Consider the following 19428-nt stretch of genomic DNA (forward strand, 5'->3'; position numbering starts at 1 on the left):
ATTTGCCTCTGTAGCTCAGTTGGTAGAGCAGGGGACTGAAAATCCCCGTGTCATTGGTTCGATTCCGATCGGAGGCACCATTGCGGGAGTAGCTCATCTGGTAGAGCGCCACCTTGCCAAGGTGGAGGTAGCGAGTTCGAGCCTCGTCTTCCGCTCCACGATGTGAAAAGACGCTTATTTTCAGCAAGTAAGCGTCTTTTCTTTCCGATGGTGACATAGCCAAGTGGTAAGGCATGGGTCTGCAAAACCCTGATTCCCCGGTTCAAATCCGGGTGTCACCTCCAAAAAGCACCTCTGTTCGAGGTGCTTTTTTCTTTGCATTTTTACAGATGAGATAGAAGAAGCAGAAAGGGGATCCCGCAACTGAGATCCCCTTCCTGCTTCTGATTTGATTATAACAGAGACTCCGCCAGCTCTGTGGCATACCGCACAGAGGCCATAGCGTCCTTGCCGTAGAAGTCCGCCCCAATGCTGTCGGCGTACTCCTGCGTAAGCACTGCGCCGCCCACCATGATTTTTACCTGCGGCACTTCCCTTCGGAGCAGCTCGATGGTCTCCTTCATATTCACCACAGTAGTCGTCATCAGGGCGCTAAGGCCCACCAGCTGGGCATGCTCTCGTTGCACTGCCTCTAAGACCAGCTCCGGAGGAACGTCCTTTCCCAGGTCAAACACACGGAATCCGTAATTCTCCAAAAGAACCTTAACAATGTTCTTTCCGATGTCATGGACATCTCCCTTCACCGTTGCAATAACAATGGCCAGCCGGCTCCTTCCGGTATCTTCCTGGCCCTGCAGTTGGCCTTTAATGACTTCGAACGCCGCTTTAGCTGCTTCAGCGCTCATCAGCAACTGGGGCAGGAACAGCGTCTTCTTTTCAAACCGATCGCCCACCGCGTCCAAAGCGGGAACGATCTCCTCATTGATAAGCTCTAAGCCTTCCCGGGTTTGCAGAGCAGCTTCTGCAGCCTGATTGGCCGCGTCTTTCAGCCCCCTCTCAATTGCCTCTCGCAGGGTATAGGAAGCATTTGCGGCTGATGCTTTGGGAACAGGCGCCTGTTCCTGTCCATAGGCGGCGATATAGTCCATGCAGCTTTCATCCCAGCCAGACAGCACACAATAGGAACGATAGGTGCGCATCATTTGTTCAGACAAGGGATTCATAATGGCCGCATCTAATCCCCGCTGCAGGGCCATCAGGAAAAAGGCGGCTGTGATATTTTCCCGCTGAGGCAGCCCAAATGACACATTGGACACTCCCAAGGAAGTTTTTACCCCCAGCTCCCGTTTAATGCGTTCCAGGGCCTCCAATGTGACAAGAGCGGCATCCTGGCCAGCGCTGACCGCCATCGTTAAGGGGTCAATTACAATATCGCTGCGGGGGATGCCATAGGACAGGGCTGTCTGCACAATGCGCCGGGCCGCCAGAAACCGCCCCTCCGCAGTTTCCGGAATCCCCTCTTCCGTAATGGTCAGGCCGATGACCACCCCGCCGTACTTTTTCACCAAGGGAAAAATCGCCTTCATGGAAGCGCTCTTCGCTGTCACTGAGTTGACTAGGGGTTTCCCGTTGTAACACCGCATGGCACGTTCCATGGTCACCGGGTCAGAAGTGTCAATTTGTAAGGGAAGGGAAGATACCGCCTGCAGTTCTTGGATCACTTGGCACATTAAGGCGGGCTCGTCAATTTCCGGCAGTCCGACATTGACATCCAATATATGGGCCCCAGCATCTTGCTGGGCAATGCCTTCCCGGAGAATATAGGGAATGTCCTGATCCCGCAGGGCCTGTTTGAATTTCTTTTTACCCGTGGGATTGATGCGTTCGCCAATGATGACCGGGGCCTTTCCGATCTCCACCCAATGGAGGCCAGAGGTGACCACCGTACGGGAGGGGAGGGGAAGAGGCTGGCACCCCAGACCGGCGCAAGCAGCAACCGTCCGCCGGATGTGCTCTGGAGTGGTGCCGCAGCATCCTCCCACCACCCAAGCGCCTCCCCGGGCAATTTCGCCCATCCAGCTGGCAAACTCCTCCGGTCCTACATCGTAACAGGTTTTGCCATCCCGCTCTACAGGAAGGCCGGCATTGGGGTTAACCACAATGGGAAGGCCCGTCAGCTCCCGCAGCTTTGGCAGCAGGCCGGCCATCTGCTGGGGACCCAGGCCGCAATTAAAGCCAATCGCATCCGCGCCCAGGCCCTCCAGCACGGCGGCAGCCACGCCAAGCTCCCCTCCCGTGAGGAGCTTGCCATCCTCATCAAAGGTCATGGTGACGAACACCGGCAGATCAGAATTCTCCTTCGCAGCCAGCAAAGCCGCTTTTGCCTCATAAATGTCGCTCATGGTCTCAATGAGAACCGCCTCTGCCCCTGCAGCCGCTCCTGCGCGAACCATCTCTGCGAAAGCGGAGACAGCATCTTCAAAGTCCAGCTCTCCCAAAGGCCGAAGCAACTTGCCAGTTGGGCCAATATCCAAGAATACCGTCCCCTTGCCGCAGTCCTCAACAGCCTGTAGGGCATTCTTTACGCCAGCAGACACCACCTCTTCTACTGTGTGTCCGCTGCCCTCCAGTTTAAAGCGATTGGCTCCAAAGGTGTTGGTTTTCAGAAAATCCGCTCCAGCCCGCAGATAAGAGCGGTGAATCTCTATCAGTTCCTCCCGGTGGGAGAGGTTCCAGAGCTCCGGCAGTTCTCCCGGTAAAAGCCCCTTTTCCTGTAGAACCGTCCCCATTGCGCCATCAAAAAAACGTATCTTTTCCCCCAATTGACTGAATACCTTGTTCATGTGCCTCCATCCTTTCTCTACACGATTAGGGTTCTCACTCGTCCGTTCTGCGAAATGGGCAATTCTCCGAAGCACAGGCCATACACCTTCCCACATGGCACAGAGAGGGATCCGGGGAAAGCCCTACCACACCTGTAATGGACTTCATGGGAAGCATCAAACAGCTTTCTGTCAAGGTGATTCCTATTTTTTTGGAGACCTGCAGGGCCTCGAATAAAAACCGTTGACAGGAAAGGGGAAAATCGCCGTAGCCAGGGCTGTACCGGGGCCGTAAGTATAGGCTCCGGTCCCTTGCGTAGGTCCGGATGTCCTCTTGGGCCGCATCGGCCTGCTCCTCCGTATAAACGGCGGCGCAGGCCTGCAGCACTGGCACCAAAGGCATGTCTGTCAGCTCGCAGCGTTTAATTAGGGCATCGACCCCGGGCCCCAGGGTAAAAGCAGTGAGGAAAGCCTCCTTGCAGCCCCGCAGGTGGTCCGCCAGTGTGAAGCTGGACAAATACGTTCCACCCAGCGTGACGCCCCCCTGCTCTACAACCAGAGAAAAACGCCCGGAAACATACCGGGGGCTGGCGGCCCGCACCACCTTTTCCCACGCCTGGCCGATCATCCCTTCCAGCTGCGGTTCGCGGCAGGAAGCCCCCAAGTATCGAAGGATCTCCTTTTGATTCATAACGGGCAGCTCCTCCTCAGCGCAGAATGTGGCTGAGATTCTCCATAATTTTCGCCGCAGTCTGGGGCCGGTTCATGGTGTACAGATGGATATACTTAACGCCATTGGCCACAAGGTCAATAATTTGTTCTGTGGCATAGGCAATGCCCGCCTGCTCCATCGCCAGGGGGTCATCAGAAAACTTGTCGGCAATCGCCTTAAAGCGGGGAGGAAGAGAGGTACCGGAGAGTTCTGCGCTGCGCTTGACCTGTCTGGCATTGATAACAGGCATAATGCCAGGAATCACCGGCACCTGAATGCCAACGGCCAGCACCCGGTAGAGAAAATTGTAGTAGACATTGTTGTCAAAAAACATTTGCGTTGTAAGGAAATCACATCCGGCCTCTACCTTTTCCTTCAGAAAAGCAATGTCATCCTCTTTGTGCTCACATTCCACATGGCCGTCGGGATAGCAAGCGCCGCCAATGCAGAAATCGCCTTGGCTTTTTATGTCTCGAATCAAGTCGATCGCATAAGTATAGGGGCCAGGCACATACTCCTTGGGCTTGTCCCCGCGCAGGGCCAAAATGTTTTCGATTCCCCGCTCCTTCATTTCCGCCAAGCGCTGGCGGATATCCTCCTTAGTGGAGTCACAGCAGGTGAGGTGGGCCAAAGCCGGCAGATGATGGCGTTCCTGAATGTAAGAAGCCACCTCCACCGTTTTTTTGGAGGTGCTTCCGCCCGCGCCATAGGTGACGCTGATAAAGTCCACCCCCAAAGACTGGATGGCGTCCACCGTTTCAAAGATACCGCTGAACGCAGTGTCCTTTTTAGGAGGGAATATTTCACAGGAGATGGTCACTTTCTTCTGCCCGAACAGATTTTTTATCTTCATACTAGAGGCTCACGTCCTTTCTCGTTCCATAGTAAAGTATATTTATTTATTTTACCATGCGCCGGGAAAATTGGAAAGGGAATAGTGAAAAAACTTGCCGCATATGCTGTCCCAAGTGGGGGGAAGCTTTATGAAATTGAATCGAAAGCTGCTGTTTTGGCTGCTGTTCTGCGCATCACTGGCTCTGTTTTGCTTACAAACCGCAGAGGCCTTCGGCGTGGTGGCATTTCATGCTGCGTTCTTCGAGAAAAAGGCAACTGTCGTCATCGACGCGGGGCACGGGGGAGAGGACGGCGGCGCGGTAGGAGTCAACGGCCTGGTGGAAAAGGATGTAAACCTAGCTATCGCCTCGGCGCTGGCCGAGAAGCTGCGAGCCGCCAATTTCACCGTGGTTTTGGTAAGGGACGGGGACTATTCCGTAGGGGACCAAAGCCTTTCCACTATTTCGGAGAGGAAGACCTCTGACACCAAAAACCGGGTACGGCTTGTGGAGGAAATAGGTGACTGCATCCTGGTCAGCATTCACCAAAACAAGTTTGAACAAAGCCAGTACAGGGGGGCGCAGATGTTCTATTCCCCCAATAATCCAGAGAGTGCCGTATTGGCTGAATGTATCCGGCAAAGTGTGGTGGAGTCTTTACAGCCGGAGAACACCCGCCAGAACAAAGAGGCAGGGGAGGAGATTTATTTGCTCTCCCAGGTACAGGTTCCAGCGGTCCTAGTGGAATGCGGTTTTCTGTCCAATCCCGAGGAAGCGGCGCTGTTGGAAAAGGAATGTTATCAGCAGGACATGGCTGCCGCCATTTACAACGGGTTGATCTCTTTTCTGGAACAGAGAGAAAGCGCAGAGCAGGGGGCTTCTTCTTCCGGGAGATTTGTGGTATAATGTGGTATAATATTTTTATATCGCAACTGCCCAATACGAAAACGGAGAGAATGACTATGGCTTCAAAAAGCAAGTGGATCTACCAATGCAGGGAATGCGGATTTGAGTCCGCCAAATGGATGGGGAAATGCCCCAGCTGCGGGGAGTGGAATACCTTTGAAGAGGTTGTCAAGGAAGCCTCTGCTCCGCAGAAAGCCCCTTCAGCGGGGACCAGGGTCTCCCGTCCCACCCCCATCAATGAGATCAGCATGCAAGAGGAGTCCCGCTATCACACCGGCCTTTCAGAGCTGGACCGGGTGCTGGGGGGAGGCATCGTCAAAGGCTCCCTTATCCTCATCAGCGGAGATCCGGGGATTGGAAAATCCACGATGTTGCTGCAAATCTGCGAGCATCTAGGGGAAAGCCTGCGCATTCTCTATGTGTCTGGGGAGGAATCGGCCCGGCAGATTAAATTGCGCGCTTCCCGCCTGGGGGTGCACAGCCCTAATCTAATGGTTCTTACAGAGACGGACGTGCAGTATGTTGTGGAAACAATCCGCTCTGAAAAGCCTGATCTGGTAATGATTGACTCCATTCAAACCATGAACCACACCGATCTAAACTCCTCTCCTGGCAGCGTTACACAAGTGCGGGAATGCACAAATGCCATGATGCGCTGTGCGAAGTCCTTGGATATCCCCATTATCGTGGTGGGCCATGTAAACAAAGACGGGGCCATTGCCGGGCCCAAGGTGCTGGAACACATTGTGGATGCCGTGCTCTATTTTGAGGGGGACCGGCAGATGACTTACCGCATCCTGCGGGCAGTAAAGAACCGCTATGGTTCCACCAACGAGATCGGTGTGTTCGATATGGGGGAGGGCGGCCTCCGGCAAGTAGAAAATCCCTCCCAGGCCATGCTGTCCGGCAGGCCTAAAGATGTTTCTGGCACCTGTGTCACCGCCGTGATGGAGGGCACCCGTCCCATTCTGGCGGAAATCCAGGGACTTGCCACCACCTCAGGGTATGGCACCCCACGAAGGATGGCCACAGGTTTCGACTACAACCGCATGGCACTGATCTTAGCGGTGCTGGAAAAGAGGGCAGGCTATTACTTTTCCAACCTGGACGCCTACGTCAACGTGGTAGGGGGGCTGCGCCTGGATGAGCCCGCTGTAGATTTGGCAGTGGCCATGTCGCTGATCTCCAGCTTAAAGGACAAGCCCATCCGAGAGGACACTGTGGTATTTGGCGAAATTGGTCTAGCAGGGGAACTGCGCAGCGTCAGTCATGGGGACTTGCGCATCGCGGAGGCGGCGCGGTTGGGATTTACCCGATGTGTGCTTCCCAAACACGGTATAAAGAGCCTGAATTCTCCCTTGGGAAAGGAGATAGAGCTCATTGGCGCCCGAAACCTCCGGGAAGCCTTTGAGGCAGCCACATGAGCCGCTTTCTTCAGCATCCCCGGCTGCCAGACAGCCCCGTGCGTGCTGCCTTAGTCTCGGGAGAATTCCCTTGGCTAAAAGACGCCTTGGACACGTTGGGCATTACGTCCATTCAGACAGAGGAGGAGCACCGCCTTCCAAAGCCTGTGCGCTTTCACCCTGATTTGCAGGTGAGCCCTCTTTACGATAAACAAATGTTCGTTTTAAGGAGGAGCCCTCTGAATAACCAATTGGCCCGGCAAGGCTTTTCGGTAAGCGAAACGGAAAGGTGGCCAGAACAAACCTATCCGAAGGATGTGCTGTGCGGCGGCCTTGTATGGAACTCCTATCTGATCGGAAACCCGCGCGGTGTGGACCCTGCCATCCAGGAAGCCGCTCAAAAGCAGGGTTTACAGTTTTTGCCCGTAGGCCAAGGTTACTGCGCCTGTTCAGTGGCCTTAGTTGATGCAAACCACGCTATTACTGCGGACCGCGGTTTAGAGCGCGCATTAAAAGCTGAGGGATTTGAGGTGCTGTTGATCCGTCCAGGGTTCATAGAATTGCCTGGCTATGACACAGGCTTTATAGGCGGCTGCAGCGGAAAGCTGGCGCCGGACAAGATGGCATTTGCAGGACAGCTCTCCAGCCATCCGGACGGAGAACTCATCCGGGCCTTTATTCTGGACTGCGGGATTTCCGTGACTGAGTTGAAAAAGGGCCCCTTATTGGATGTAGGTGGGATTCTGCCGCTGCTTCAGGGAGAAGTAGAGCGGGATGAAAAAATTGAGACAATTATACAAAATAGATATTTTGTATAATTCAGGGGAGGGCAAAACAGATTTTATGAGTTTTTCAATTCGAGATGAAATGCCGGAGCTTGTGCAGCAATATGCCCTGTATTTAAGGAATATCCGCGGTTTATCGCCTAAAACCGTGGAGGAATATTGTATGGACCTGCGTACATTTTTCCGTTTTCTAAAAAGCCGCCAGCAAGCCAGCGTTCCGTTTGATCAAATTTCCATTAAGGAGATCGACCTTCCTTATATCCGTTCAATCAAAACCGTCGACGTCTTTGAATTTATGAATTTCGTGGCAGACGAGCGGAACAACATGAGCTCTACACGGCAGCGGAAATCCACTTCGCTAAAATCTTTTTTTCAGTACCTTACAGTTCACGAAAAGCTTTTGGAGGAGAATCCAACGGAAAACCTGACTCCCCCCAAAAAGGCAAAGACTCTCCCCCATTTTTTGTCACTCGAACAAAGTATCGAACTTTTGAATGCAGTAGATGGGCCCGACGCAGAGCGGGACCGCTGCATTCTTACCCTTTTCCTAAACTGCGGCATGCGCCTTTCCGAACTGGTTTCCATCAACTTAGCAGATGTGATTCACAACAATTCCACCCTGCGCATCTGGGGCAAAGGCAATAAAGAAAGGATCGTCTATCTGAACCAAGCGTGCTTGGATGCGATCACCCAATATTTGGCAGTGCGTCCCAAAGATGGCGTCAAAGACCGGAATGCCCTGTTCCTCAGTAACCGCGGGACCCGGATCAGCCCAAAGACAGTTCAGGCGCTGGTCAAAAAATACCTGGACAAAATTGGCCTGAGCGGCCCTGGCTATTCTGTCCACAAATTGCGGCACACTGCCGCCACATTAATGTATCGCTATGGCCATGTGGATGTTCGCGTCCTACAGGACATTTTAGGGCATGCGAATCTGGGTACAACAGAGATTTACACCCATACTTCCAGCACGCAGATCGAAGAGGCGATGAACGCCAACCCTTTGGCTCACGAAGCCCCCTCTAAAAAGCCTCTCTCTCCCCCAACGAAATCCTCTGAAGAAGAGAATTCATAAAAAAGCACAGTGCAGCAAAAGCTGCGCTGTGCTTTTTTCTTTGCTTTTACTTTACTCTTTCTCTTCCGAAGAGCCCTGTTTCTTCAGCTCTGACTTTCGGATTAGACGGCCATTGACATAGACAAACTTGTCCTCATCGTCATCTTCGTCCTCATCCTCCGGTTCCGCAAAGAAGCGGTCACGCTCCTCTTCTTCCTTTTTCTCCGCTGCAGTGACACCGGTCCGCTGCTCTTCCAGCTTCTGCTGGTAAGGCTTAATCAGGTAGCGGTCCACAATGGGATATACGGTGAAATTGATGAAATAACTCACCAAAGAGAACAGCAGGCACACGGCCACTATCAGGAAGATCAATACCGTAAGGGGCGCCAGAGGAATGGAAAAGACCAGGAAAAGCAGCGCTCCCAAAATAACGGTGATCAGCAGGTTGCGCCCCAAGCCAGCCACGGCAAAAATGAAAGCGTTGCGGTAAGCCTGGCTAAACTTCAGGTCAAAGGTGATGAACATGACCGGCAGGTAATACTGAGCGAACAGGAACAGAACTGCCAGCACAATGCACAACCAGAAGGGGATGTAATACAGCCAGCCTTGCGAGGTGCTGTTAAGATAGTAGATCATAGAAAAGCTAAGCACCAGATAAACCAGGTAAACAATCGCGCCATTCAGCAGGAAATACTTCCAGTTCCCCTTCACGGCATCCCAGAAATCTGACCAGACAAAGGCATGCTCCTCACGGGCAAAATTTCGAGTTACAAATGTAAGGCCCGCCGTAAAGGGAGAAAGCAGAATTAAGGGCAGCGGCACCGCATACAACACCCAGGCGTCGATTTGCACCACCCCGTCCCCCGAAGGAAGCTGCAGCACATAGTGGGTGGGAAACAGGAAAATAACCGCCATCAACACCAGGGCCACGATCGTTGGGATAAGGAAGATCAAGTTGAGCTGCACCAGCTTGCCGAATTTTCTGAGAAGAATCTCAAAAAAACGAACCGGCGCAGCTTTTGGGGGATCGTCCTTGTTTACGCCGGGACCCGGCTTGTCGTAATTTCCAAAAATACCGAGAAAAGCCAAAAGACCAACTCCATTTCACAAATCGTTCTTTTTACCCCAACTTCGCCTTGGGATGACAATTATTATACACCTGTTTTACATGGCTGTCCAGCAATTGTACATAGACTTGTGTAGAAGAAATATCTGCATGGCCCATCATGGTTTGAATATCCTTTACAGAAGCCCCGTTTTCCAGCAGGTGAAGGGCAAAGGAATGGCGCAGGGTGTGCGGGGTGATCTCCTTGGTGATGCCCGCCTCTGTGGCATAGCCCTTTACAATCTTCCAAAAGCCCTGCCGGGTCAGCCGGCCGCCGTTTAAATTGACAAAGAGAGCATTCCCGCTCTCCGGCCCAGTAATGAGCCCGCGCATACGGTAGATATAATCAGAAACAGCCACCACTGCAGAAGGATAAACAGGAATAGACCGAACCCCTTTGGAACCCCGGCAATAGAGCACGCCAGAGCGAAGGTTTAAGTCCTTGATATTCAAATTGATCAGCTCAGAAGCGCGGATGCCCGTGGCATACAGCAGCTCCAGCATCGCTTTGTCCCGGCAGCCCTTGGGCTCCGTGATATCCGGTTGAGCCAGCAACAGCTCAATCTCCTCTCCCGAAAGCACCTGGGGCAGCTTCTTCACCGTCTTTTCCAATTTAATCCCCTTTGCAGGATTGTTCTCAACCAGGCCCCGGAAGATCAAAAACTTATAAAAGCACCGCACTGAGGCAAGGTTTCGGGAAATTGTCGTGGGCGACCGCTTCAGCTCATGGAGATGATCAACATACCCCTGCACCGTTTGCTCATCCGCTTGAAGGGGGTCGGTGCCGGTATCGGACAAATACTCCAGAAAATATAAGGTGTCCCGTAAATACGATTCCCTGGTATTGACCGAATTGGCCTTTTGATTTGTCAGATAATCACTGAACATGGAATAATAATCGCTGATACCGCTCATGCTTTGTTGCCACCCTCTTTTTAACGAAATGCCCCATACACTGCCGCTGGGATACTGCCAGCCAGAGAAACCCCTACCGCACAGGATAAGAAGACCAATAGGTCATGCATATACAGCTTGAAGTCCAAGCTGGCCCCATGGGCAGAGAAACCGGCCTTGGCCAGATAGCGAGAAAAAACCAGCGAACGCACTGCGAACAGCAAAAGCAGAACTCCCGAAGCCGCAGCAGCCGGTGTATATATCAACGCGGAATGGAAAAGCCCCCAGAGCTCGTCCTTCCATAAAAAGAAGGAAACGCCAAGCCCCACTGTCACACCTCTAAAAAAGAGAAATGCCGGCACCGCAAAAATGCCAAATGCGGTAAGCCCTAACAGAAACAAGGGGAGCAACCCAAGCAGCGCATTGAGCAAAAGAGTGGAAAAGCAGGAGAGAAAACCGGATTCCATGAAGGAGATGCCCGAAAAACGCAAAGGCAGCACTCCACGGTCCTGAAACAGGGGAAGAAACACCCCAAAAGCCGTTCCCGCCGCTGTGCCCAAAACCAAAGCGCCAAGCAGCAGCAGAAAAGCCTTCCGGTCTGAAAAAAAGCGACTCCAGAATGGGCCCTCCTTTTCTCGGGAAACCCTCTGGACAGACGATAAGCGTTCCTTATCCATTTTCACAGCACCACATCCTTGAAGCCGGGAATCTTGTTCCATATATCATACGGGCAGCAAGGACAGGATATTCACTGCTGTGAAAAATGAATGCTTCAAAAAGATTACAGGAAACTTCACTTCCTGTTTTTGGCTTTTACCACAAGAGCCGTAACGAAAAAATTTACGAAAATTTGTACCATATTCTTCGCAAATAAGAGGGAGAAAAAGGAAGATAATTTTCGGAAATCGCAATATATACTGTTTCTTTCATGAAGCAAACCGCATATATTGCGGTTTAAGGATTTCTCAGTTTTTCCAGAATCCATGCCGCTTTCCGGTGATCCGGCCCCTTTTTCAAGGACCTTGCAGCTTGCTTTTACCGGGATATACTGCAGTTTCTCCCTGTGAATATATACTATAAACCATTCTGCGGATTTTTTCAAGGGAAAAGGCGAATATTTTCTCAATTTTATTTCAACCGAAAAATTTTATGTATTTTAGATTATGTAAACTAATGTATATTGTGCGGCAGGCGTTATGTTTATTCCACAACATTTTGTGTGTATAAAAAAACACACGCGGAAACCCACGTGTGTTTTTTCAAAATCACGGTTAGAATTTCACCTTTTTCCTGCGGTTCACCCCCAAGATCCCGCCAATACATCCTCCCAAAAAGATCGCAGCCAACCTGGCAGCCCCAGCCGGTGTGAAAAAAGCCCCCTGCAGCATCAAAGAGACACCAGTGACACAACAAGCGAAAAACAATCCACAGGCAGCTCCCAGCAAAGCCCCCTTCTCCCCCACCAGCAAAGATGCAGACAGGCCGCCCAAAAACACGGCCGAACACACAATCGCCGTGGCTACCACAGAAAGGAAGGGCCCGCGGGGAAGCTCCCCCACCCTAGCAACTACCAGAGAGGAAATTGCCAGAATCACAGCCCCTGCCGCTGTGGCCACCACAACCGACAAAAGAATCCCTTTCAGTTTCTTCATTACACACTCTCCCCTCATACTTTTGGTATATCAATATGAGTTCAAAGGCGGCTTTAGGACAAAAAAAGAGGAAGCGCTGCACACGCCTCCTCAAAAGTCCGCCAGAGCGAACCGCTTTTTTAATTCTGGTCATCCTCGTGAACTGTGTCCACGCTGCCAATCGCCCAGCGCTTAACGCGAAGCTTTGCTTTATCACTGCCGGTCTCGATCACGATAGAATCTGTTTCGTCCTTCACCGCCACAATCCGGCCGCAGATACCGCCAATCGTGGTGATCTCATCCCCTACCTGGGCGTTCTTCCGCATTTCGGCCTCTTTCTTCTTCTTTTTGCTCTGGGGACGGAAGAAGATAAAATACAGGGCCACAATAAAGACTGCGTACACCAGCAGCATGGCAATCATGCTGAGGCCGCTGCCTTGAGCAGAAGCCGTTGAGTCAAGAGCCATCAAATGATTCATTGTCTATTGCACCTCCGAGTTAATGTTTAGATTATAACAAGAACCAGCGAAACTTGCAAGTAAAACGTGGAAATTCTTCCATTTAGATGCGCTTTCCCAAAGCCTCAATGTGTTCCTGATAGAAATGCTCGTAGCGCCCAGCATCCAGGGCCTCCCGAATGCATTCCATCAGATGGTTGTAAAAATAGAGGTTATGCATCACGGTCAGGCGCATGGCCAGCATCTCCCCCGCCTTGAACAGATGGTGGATGTACGCCCGGCTGAACTTCTGGCAGACAGGGCACTGGCAATTTTCGTCCAAGGGGGCCTCATCCAGCTCATACTTGGCGTTGAGCAGGTTGCGGCAGCCCTCCCAAGTGAAGGCGTGGCCATGACGGGCGTTGCGGCTGGGCATGACGCAATCGAACAAATCCACACCCCGGCGGACCGCTTCCAGGATATTGGCAGGAGTTCCCACGCCCATCAAATAGCGGATCTTGTCTTTGGGCATGTGGGGCTCCACCGCCTCGATGATGCGGTACATCTCCTCGGTGGGCTCCCCTACAGCCAGGCCGCCGATGGCATAGCCGTCCAGATCCAGCTCTGCGATGCGTTTCATGTGCTCCACCCGCAAGTCCTCAAAGGTGCAGCCCTGGTTGATGCCAAACAACAGCTGGTGGGGATTGATGGTATCCTCCAAGCTGTTCAGGCGGGCCATTTCCTTTTTGCAGCGCTCCAACCAGCGGGCAGTGCGCTCGCAAGAGGCCTTGGCGTATTCGTAAGCGGCGGGGTTCTCCACACATTCGTCAAAGGCCATAGCGATGGTGGAGCCCAAGTTGGACTGGATACGCATGCTCTCCTCGGGCCCCATGAAAATCTTGTGGCCGTCCACATGGGAGGCGAAGGTGACGCCCTCCTCCTTGATGTTCCGCAGCTTGGCCAGCGAAAACACCTGGAACCCGCCGCTGTCCGTCAGGACGGGGCCGTCCCAGCCGGTGAACTTTCGAATTCCTCCCAGCTTTTTCACCGTTTCATCCCCGGGACGCAGGTGCAGGTGATAGGTGTTGCACAGCTGCACCTGGCAGTGCAGGTCTTTCAAGTCGTAGGCGGATACGGCGCCCTTAATGGCCCCAGCGGTGGCCACATTCATAAAGGCAGGGGTCTGTACCGTACCGTGGACTGTCTCAAATTCTCCCCGGCGGGCGGCGCCCTCCTGCTTGATAAGATGATACATGTATCTACTCCTTCGGCTTCATCGTTCCACAAAAATGCGGCGCCGGGAAGGGCACCGCATCGTTCTTTCACGGAGTATTATACCGTGTTTCCTGGGGCGCGTCAAGGCTTATCCCATCAGGCCACTGTTTCGCAGCTGACGGGGGTGTAACCCGCCTCCGTGACAGCATCCATCAACGCCTGGTCCGCCACATCCTGAGCCAAGGTGACAGTGGCCTTTTTGCTCTCCAGGTCCACCACAGCCTCGGTGACACCCTCCACACCAGCCAGGGCTTTCTGCACATGGGCCTGGCAGTGGGCGCACATCATACCGTCTACGATCAGCACTTTTTTCATTTCACTACTTCCTTTCTCGTTTTCCAGCTCCTGAGAAACTTCCTCCGCAGGGGCCGCAGGGTTGGCTATGTCTATATGAGAAGCCTCCAAAACCGGAGCGCTTTTCTCCGCAACAAGCGCGCCTTTGCGCTTGAAAAAACGCAGGCGCAGGGCATTGGTCACCACGCACACGGAGCTTAAGCTCATGGCGGCAGAACCGATCATGGGGCTGAGCCGCAGCTGGAAAGCAGGGTACAACACCCCGGCCGCCAGAGGAATGCCCAGTACATTGTAGAAGAAGGCCCAGAACAAGTTCATGTGGATGTTCCGCACCACGGCACGGCTCAAATCGATGGCGGCGGCCACGTCATCCAGAGAATCTTTCATCAGCACCACGTCGGCGGACTCAATGGCAATATCCGTGCCCGCCCCAATGGCTATGCCGATGTCAGCCCTGGTCAAAGCGGGGGCATCGTTGATGCCATCTCCCACCATAGCCACCTTGTGGCCCTCCTCCTGGAGGGCGCGGATGTGGGCTTCCTTCTGGGTGGGCAGCACGTCAGAGATAGCCTGTTCGATGCCCAGCTCCTTGCGGATGGCCTCGGCGGTGACTTTGTTGTCGCCGGTGAGCATCACCACACGAAGTCCCATCTCACTGAACCGCCGGATGGCCGCCCGGCTGGTCTCCCGAATGGTGTCCGCCACCGCGATAACGCCCAGCAGCTTTCCATCCCGAAGGAACAGCAAAGGCGTTTTTCCCTCCTGGGCCAACCGATCAGCCGCGGCTCTTGCGGCACTGCGCTCCTCCGCTGCTGTGGGAAGGTGATTCTCCTCCAAAAACGCCAAGTTCCCGGCCAGATACTCTCTGCCTTGCACCCGGGCATGAATCCCACGGCCCGCCACCGCCTCAAAAGCCTCTGCTTTTGGAAGAGACAGCCCCAGCTGCCGGGCACGCTCCACCACAGCCTGCGCCAAGGGATGTTCGCTGCCCAGCTCGGCAGCGGCAGCCTCCCCCAGGAATTGCTCCGCCGTCAAAGAGCGGTCCATCGGGAGGATATCCGTCACGGCAGGATGGCCCGAGGTGATGGTGCCGGTCTTGTCCAGGACGATGGTGTCCACGTTGTGGAGGTTTTCCAGGCTTTCAGCGGACTTAATCAAGATTCCCATTTCCGCAGCCTTGCCTGTGCCCACCATAATGGCCACCGGCGTGGCCAGGCCCAAAGCGCAGGGGCAGGAGATAACCAGCACGGAAATAGCGTTGGACAGGGCAAACTCAAAGCCCATACCGGCGATGAGCCACACAACGGCCGTCACTATGGCGATGGCGATGACCACCGGCACAAATACGCCGCTGACCTTGTCTGCCAGCCGGGCGATGGGCGCCTTGGAGTTGCTGGCTTCATCTACCAAACGGATAATCTGGGAGAGCGTAGTGTCCTCTCCCACCTTGGAAGCCCGAAATTGAAAAGTGCCATTTTTGTTTATCGTGGCGGAAATCACCGAGTCGCCGGGACCCTTCTCCACAGGGATGCTCTCGCCGGTGATGGCAGCCTGGTCCACATAGCCGTGGCCCTCAGTGACAACGCCGTCCACCGGGATCCCCTCGCCGGGGCGGATGACCACAATATCCCCGGCCGCCACCTGCTCCGCGGGGATAGTCTGCTCCACCCCGCCCCGGAGCACCACGGCGGTTTTGGGTGCCAAATCCACCAGCTTGCCCAAAGCGTCTCCCGTTTTAGACTTAGATCTCGCCTCCAAATACTTGCCCACCGTCACCAGGGTGAGGATCATGGCAGAGGACTCAAAGTACAGGGCGTGGGCATACTCATGGATCACCTCCATGTCCCCGTGGCCGAACCCATAAGCCAGCCGGAACATGGCGAACAGCCCGTACACCAGCGACGCCCCCGAGCCAATGGCCACCAGGGAATCCATGTTGGGCGCCCGGTGCCACAGCGCCTTAAAACCCGTCTGGAAAAAGTGGCGGTTGATAAACAGCACGGGGATTGTCAAAAGTAGCTGGGCCAGGGCGTTTACCAAAGAGTTTTCCATGCCCACAAAGAACCAGGGCACCGGCAGCCCTATCATGCCGCCCATGGCAATGTACATCAAGGGCACCAGCAACACAATGGACGAAATAAGCCGGCGCTTCATCTGCTTTTGGCCGTTCAAGGCCTGGTCCTGCCGGGCCTGCCACTCGCTGCGGAAACCGCCCTTGCTTGGAGAGGCGGTTTGCCGCTCCAGAGAGGAGGCGCCGTAGCCGATTTTTTCCACAGCCTGGACGATGTCCTCCTCGCCCACCTTGCTCTCGTCGTAGGAGACGGTCATCTGGTTGGCCAGCAGGCTGACGTTTACATCTGCTACGCCCTCCAGCTTGGAAACGCACCGGGTCACATTGGCTTGGCAAGCAGCGCAGGTCATGCCGGTGACATTATATTTTTCCGTTTTCATCAATCAGCTTCCCTCCTTACTTCAGCTTCTTGATAAGTTCCACCGCTTCATCCACAATCTGAATATTCCCCTTTTGGATCTCTTCCACCACGCAGGTCTCTAAATGGTCCTGAAGAACCAGATAGCCAAAGGACTGCAGGGCGCTTTCCACCGCAGCTACCTGGATGAGGATATCCCCACAGTAACGGTTGTCATCCAGCATTTTGCCGATCCCATTTAATTGGCCGACCATGCGCTTCAGGCGGTTTTGCAGCAGCCGCAGTTCCTTTTCGCTGCGAGGCGTGGACTTATGATGATGGCAGCATTCTCCCGCTGCGGAGATCTGTTCCTGGGAAAGGTTTTGTTTTGACATGCGGTCTCGCCTCCGTTCTAAAATACCCATACAGGGTATTTCTTAAGTACGAGTATAATACCGGGCAGGGGTATTTGTCAATCCCTCTTTTGGAAAAAGTTCTGCAAGGCCGGTAATCACCCCAAACGCTCTGCATTTCTTCCTGTTTTAGGATACCCCTATCCCCTATTTTGCAAAACAAAAGATCGGACAGCCGCACGGGCTGCCCGATCAAATTTACCCCATATTTTTATAGCTTTTTACTTTCCGAAATAGGCTTTGATCTCCTCCATGCGCTGGCTTTGAGCCACACGGAAGGGACAGCGGGAATCGCAGTGGCCGCAGGAGACACAGTCGCCGGCGGTCTTTTCCAAGTTGTTGTAATGATCCCGAGCTAGCGTATCCCCCGCCCGGGAAAGGTCGTAATACTTGTTGATGAGCCCCACGTCCAAGCCCATAGGGCAGGGCTGGCAGTGGTTGCAGTACACGCACACCCCGCTGGCGTCTTGGGGGGCAAAGCTTCCCAAGATGGAGTAGTCCCGCTCCTCAGCAGTGGCCTGCAGGAAGCCCAAGATACGCTTTAAATCCTTGCGGTCCCGCACACCGGGCAGCACCGTCAAAACGCCGGGTTTATCCAACGCGTATTGGATGCACTGGTACTCTGTCAACGCTTGGTGAAAGGGAGAAGTTTCCTTCTTTAAAAGCTGCCCGCCGCTGAAGGCTTTCATCACAGAAATCCCTACACCCTCGGCTTCGCACCGGCGGTACAGGGCCTGGCGCTCATCCACCTGGCCATAGGCATATTCCCCGTGGCGGTAATCATAGGCCGGGTTGATGCTGAACATCACCATGTCAACCAGCCCTAGGTCCAGAGCCTTCTCCACCACAGCGGGGGTGTGGGAGGAGAGGCCGATGTGGCGTACCACTCCCTGTGCCTTAAGGGCCTGGATGTACTCCAATGCGCCGCCTGTAACCGCTGTTTCCAAATCGGCCAGCTCGTCCACACAGTGGATGAAGCCAAAGTCGATGTAATCCGTCCGAAGGGATTTCAGCTGCCAGTCGATAGAACGCTTGATCTCTTCGAGATCCTGGGTCCAGCCGTATTTGCCGGTGTGGTAGTCCGCACCGAAATGCACCTGAAGGTAGGCCTTATCCCGGCAGCCGGAGAGGGCCCTGCCATAGGCCATAAAGGGGGCAGAGTCCCCGGCGGCCATGTCAAAGTAGTTTACACCGTTTTCCAAGGCCATCTCCACGGTGGCCTGGATTTCCTTCTCCCCCACTTCGGCGGAAAGAGAGCTGTTCCCCAGGCCGATGACGCTGATCTGCTCTCCCCCATGGGGAAGCTTGCGGTATTCCATGAAGATGCCTCCCATCAGCCGCCCAGCTTGGCCGTAAAGTCGGCCATAGCCTCGGAGATCTTAATTCCCTGGGGACATACGGCCTCACAGCTGCGGCAGCCAATACAGGCGCTGGGCTGCTTCTCCGCAGGAATCGCAGACAGGGCCATCGGGGCAATAAAACCTCCCTGTGTAAAGCAGTGTTCGTTGTACAGCGCCAGCAGGCCGGGAATATCCAAACCCTGGGGGCAATGGCTTGTGCAGTAGTGGCAGGCTGTACAGGGCAACACGATCTTTTTCACCATACTGTCTGCGATGGAATGAATCGTCTCCAGCTCTTTCGCATTGAGGGGCTTGTCCTCGGCGAAGGTCTGAATATTTTCCTCCATCTGCCGCCGGTTGGACATGCCGGAAAGGATGACCTTTACACTGGGAAGGCTCTGCAGGTAACGGAACGCCCAAGCGGGGATTCCTTCCTCAGGGCGAAGCGCCTTCAGTTTCTCCTCATCTTCTGGAGCCAGGGAAGCCAGCTTGCCGCCTCGCAGGGGCTCCATCACCCACACAGGGATATTCCACTGATCCAGCAGCTCCACTTTCTGCTTGGCGTTTTGAAACTCCCAGTCCAGATAATTGAGCTGGAGCTGGCAGAATTCCATATCCTTGCCATAGGCATCCAAAAAGCGCTGAATCACTTGATAATCCCCATGGGCAGAAAATCCCAGATGGCGGATACGCCCGTTTTTCTTCTGCTCCAGCAGGTACTCGTAAATGCCATATTGCGGGTCCAGATAGGCGTCAATGTTCATTTCGCAAACATTGTGGAACAGGTAGAAGTCAAAATATTCCACCTGGCATTTCTCCAGCTGTTTCTCAAAAATCTCCTGCACCTTAGGCATGTTGGAGAGGTCGTAGCCAGGAAACTTGGTAGCCAGGTAAAAGCTCTCCCGAGGGTAACGGGCCAAGGCTTTTCCCATCACCAGTTCGGAATTTCCGTTGTGATAGCCCCAGGCGGTGTCATAGTAATTGACGCCGCTTTTCATAGCGAGGTCCACCATTTCAAAGGCAGCCGCCTCGTCGATGCGGGCATCATCCCCGTCTACAACAGGCAGGCGCATGGCACCCATTCCCAAGGCGGAGAGCTTCAAATCCTGAAAATCGCGGTAAATCATTTTGCAACGCTCCCTTTCTTTCACAGTATAGAACCATTATATTTCTTAG

General features: G+C 53.8%; 17 protein-coding genes and 3 tRNA genes. 7 read left to right on the forward strand and 13 right to left on the reverse strand.

Annotated elements, in window-relative coordinates:
• Nucleotides 1-4: 4 nt before the first annotated feature.
• The 3 genes from ODJ80_RS09825 to ODJ80_RS09835 all read left to right on the forward strand — a co-directional run bounded on the left by ODJ80_RS09825 (nucleotide 5) and on the right by ODJ80_RS09835 (nucleotide 284).
• Nucleotides 5-80, forward strand: a tRNA-Phe gene (locus ODJ80_RS09825).
• 2 nt (nucleotides 81-82) lie between these two features.
• A tRNA-Gly gene (locus ODJ80_RS09830) sits at nucleotides 83-158 on the forward strand.
• A gap of 51 nt (nucleotides 159-209) precedes the next feature.
• A tRNA-Cys gene (locus tag ODJ80_RS09835) sits at nucleotides 210-284 on the forward strand.
• A 108-nt stretch (nucleotides 285-392) separates the two neighbouring features.
• On the opposite strand, the gene ODJ80_RS09840 is transcribed toward ODJ80_RS09835, so the two are convergent.
• From ODJ80_RS09840 to metF, 3 genes are read right to left on the reverse strand one after another with little or no spacing between them, the layout of a single operon-like run.
• Entirely contained in the window at nucleotides 393-2783 is a 2391-nt protein-coding gene (locus ODJ80_RS09840) for a homocysteine S-methyltransferase family protein (RefSeq protein ID WP_263041935.1), read from the reverse strand.
• Between the two features lie 34 nt (nucleotides 2784-2817).
• Complete coding sequence (locus tag ODJ80_RS09845) at nucleotides 2818-3453, reverse strand: vitamin B12 dependent-methionine synthase activation domain-containing protein (protein WP_263041936.1); 636 nt, start codon at nucleotides 3451-3453, stop codon at nucleotides 2818-2820.
• A 16-nt stretch (nucleotides 3454-3469) separates the two neighbouring features.
• The gene (metF, locus tag ODJ80_RS09850) at nucleotides 3470-4327 is read right to left on the reverse strand and encodes a methylenetetrahydrofolate reductase [NAD(P)H] (protein WP_263041937.1); all 858 of its coding nucleotides are present in this window, start codon (nucleotides 4325-4327) and stop codon (nucleotides 3470-3472) included.
• Nucleotides 4328-4457: 130 nt separating this feature from the next.
• Between metF and ODJ80_RS09855 the strand changes: the two genes are divergently transcribed.
• The 4 genes from ODJ80_RS09855 to ODJ80_RS09870 are packed head-to-tail and all read left to right on the forward strand — an operon-like array spanning nucleotide 4458 to nucleotide 8476.
• Complete coding sequence (locus ODJ80_RS09855; protein ID WP_263041938.1) at nucleotides 4458-5213, forward strand: N-acetylmuramoyl-L-alanine amidase; 756 nt, start codon at nucleotides 4458-4460, stop codon at nucleotides 5211-5213.
• A 56-nt stretch (nucleotides 5214-5269) separates the two neighbouring features.
• Nucleotides 5270-6637, forward strand: a complete 1368-nt coding sequence (gene radA, locus ODJ80_RS09860; RefSeq protein WP_178864223.1) for a DNA repair protein RadA — start codon at nucleotides 5270-5272, stop codon at nucleotides 6635-6637.
• Nucleotides 6634-7434, forward strand: coding sequence for a DUF6873 family GME fold protein (locus ODJ80_RS09865; RefSeq protein WP_263041939.1), 801 nt, complete (start codon nucleotides 6634-6636; stop codon nucleotides 7432-7434). Before radA ends, ODJ80_RS09865 begins: the two co-directional genes overlap by 4 nt.
• A 25-nt stretch (nucleotides 7435-7459) precedes the next feature.
• Complete coding sequence (locus ODJ80_RS09870) at nucleotides 7460-8476, forward strand: tyrosine recombinase XerC (RefSeq protein ID WP_263042025.1); 1017 nt, start codon at nucleotides 7460-7462, stop codon at nucleotides 8474-8476.
• 51 nt (nucleotides 8477-8527) lie between these two features.
• On the opposite strand, the gene ODJ80_RS09875 is transcribed toward ODJ80_RS09870, so the two are convergent.
• The 10 genes from ODJ80_RS09875 to ODJ80_RS09920 all read right to left on the reverse strand — a co-directional run bounded on the left by ODJ80_RS09875 (nucleotide 8528) and on the right by ODJ80_RS09920 (nucleotide 19379).
• Nucleotides 8528-9544, reverse strand: coding sequence for a DUF624 domain-containing protein (locus ODJ80_RS09875; RefSeq protein WP_263041940.1), 1017 nt, complete (start codon nucleotides 9542-9544; stop codon nucleotides 8528-8530).
• A 31-nt stretch (nucleotides 9545-9575) separates the two neighbouring features.
• A complete protein-coding gene (locus ODJ80_RS09880) occupies nucleotides 9576-10475 on the reverse strand; it encodes a tyrosine recombinase (RefSeq protein WP_178864219.1) in 900 nt (299 codons plus the stop codon).
• A gap of 20 nt (nucleotides 10476-10495) precedes the next feature.
• The gene (locus tag ODJ80_RS09885; RefSeq protein WP_263041941.1) at nucleotides 10496-11137 is read right to left on the reverse strand and encodes a hypothetical protein; all 642 of its coding nucleotides are present in this window, start codon (nucleotides 11135-11137) and stop codon (nucleotides 10496-10498) included.
• 588 nt (nucleotides 11138-11725) lie between these two features.
• On the reverse strand, nucleotides 11726-12106 hold the full coding sequence (locus ODJ80_RS09890; RefSeq protein ID WP_263041942.1) for a TIGR04086 family membrane protein: 381 nt from the start codon (nucleotides 12104-12106) through the stop codon (nucleotides 11726-11728).
• A 119-nt stretch (nucleotides 12107-12225) separates the two neighbouring features.
• A complete protein-coding gene (gene yajC / locus ODJ80_RS09895) occupies nucleotides 12226-12564 on the reverse strand; it encodes a preprotein translocase subunit YajC (protein ID WP_178864216.1) in 339 nt (112 codons plus the stop codon).
• Nucleotides 12565-12646: 82 nt separating this feature from the next.
• Complete coding sequence (tgt, locus tag ODJ80_RS09900) at nucleotides 12647-13777, reverse strand: tRNA guanosine(34) transglycosylase Tgt (protein ID WP_263041943.1); 1131 nt, start codon at nucleotides 13775-13777, stop codon at nucleotides 12647-12649.
• Between the two features lie 116 nt (nucleotides 13778-13893).
• Nucleotides 13894-16542, reverse strand: coding sequence for a heavy metal translocating P-type ATPase (locus ODJ80_RS09905; protein WP_263041944.1), 2649 nt, complete (start codon nucleotides 16540-16542; stop codon nucleotides 13894-13896).
• 16 nt (nucleotides 16543-16558) lie between these two features.
• Entirely contained in the window at nucleotides 16559-16894 is a 336-nt protein-coding gene (locus ODJ80_RS09910) for a metal-sensing transcriptional repressor (RefSeq protein WP_263041945.1), read from the reverse strand.
• 239 nt (nucleotides 16895-17133) lie between these two features.
• Entirely contained in the window at nucleotides 17134-18231 is a 1098-nt protein-coding gene (locus ODJ80_RS09915; protein WP_263041946.1) for an aldo/keto reductase, read from the reverse strand.
• Nucleotides 18232-18245: 14 nt separating this feature from the next.
• Nucleotides 18246-19379: an aldo/keto reductase gene (locus ODJ80_RS09920; protein ID WP_263041947.1), complete on the reverse strand. Its 1134-nt coding sequence runs from the start codon at nucleotides 19377-19379 to the stop codon at nucleotides 18246-18248.
• Nucleotides 19380-19428: the final 49 nt, after the last annotated feature.

The sequence above is a fragment of the Acutalibacter sp. LFL-21 genome (assembly GCF_025630755.1).
GTDB classification, from domain to species: domain Bacteria; phylum Bacillota; class Clostridia; order Oscillospirales; family Acutalibacteraceae; genus Acutalibacter; species Acutalibacter stercoravium.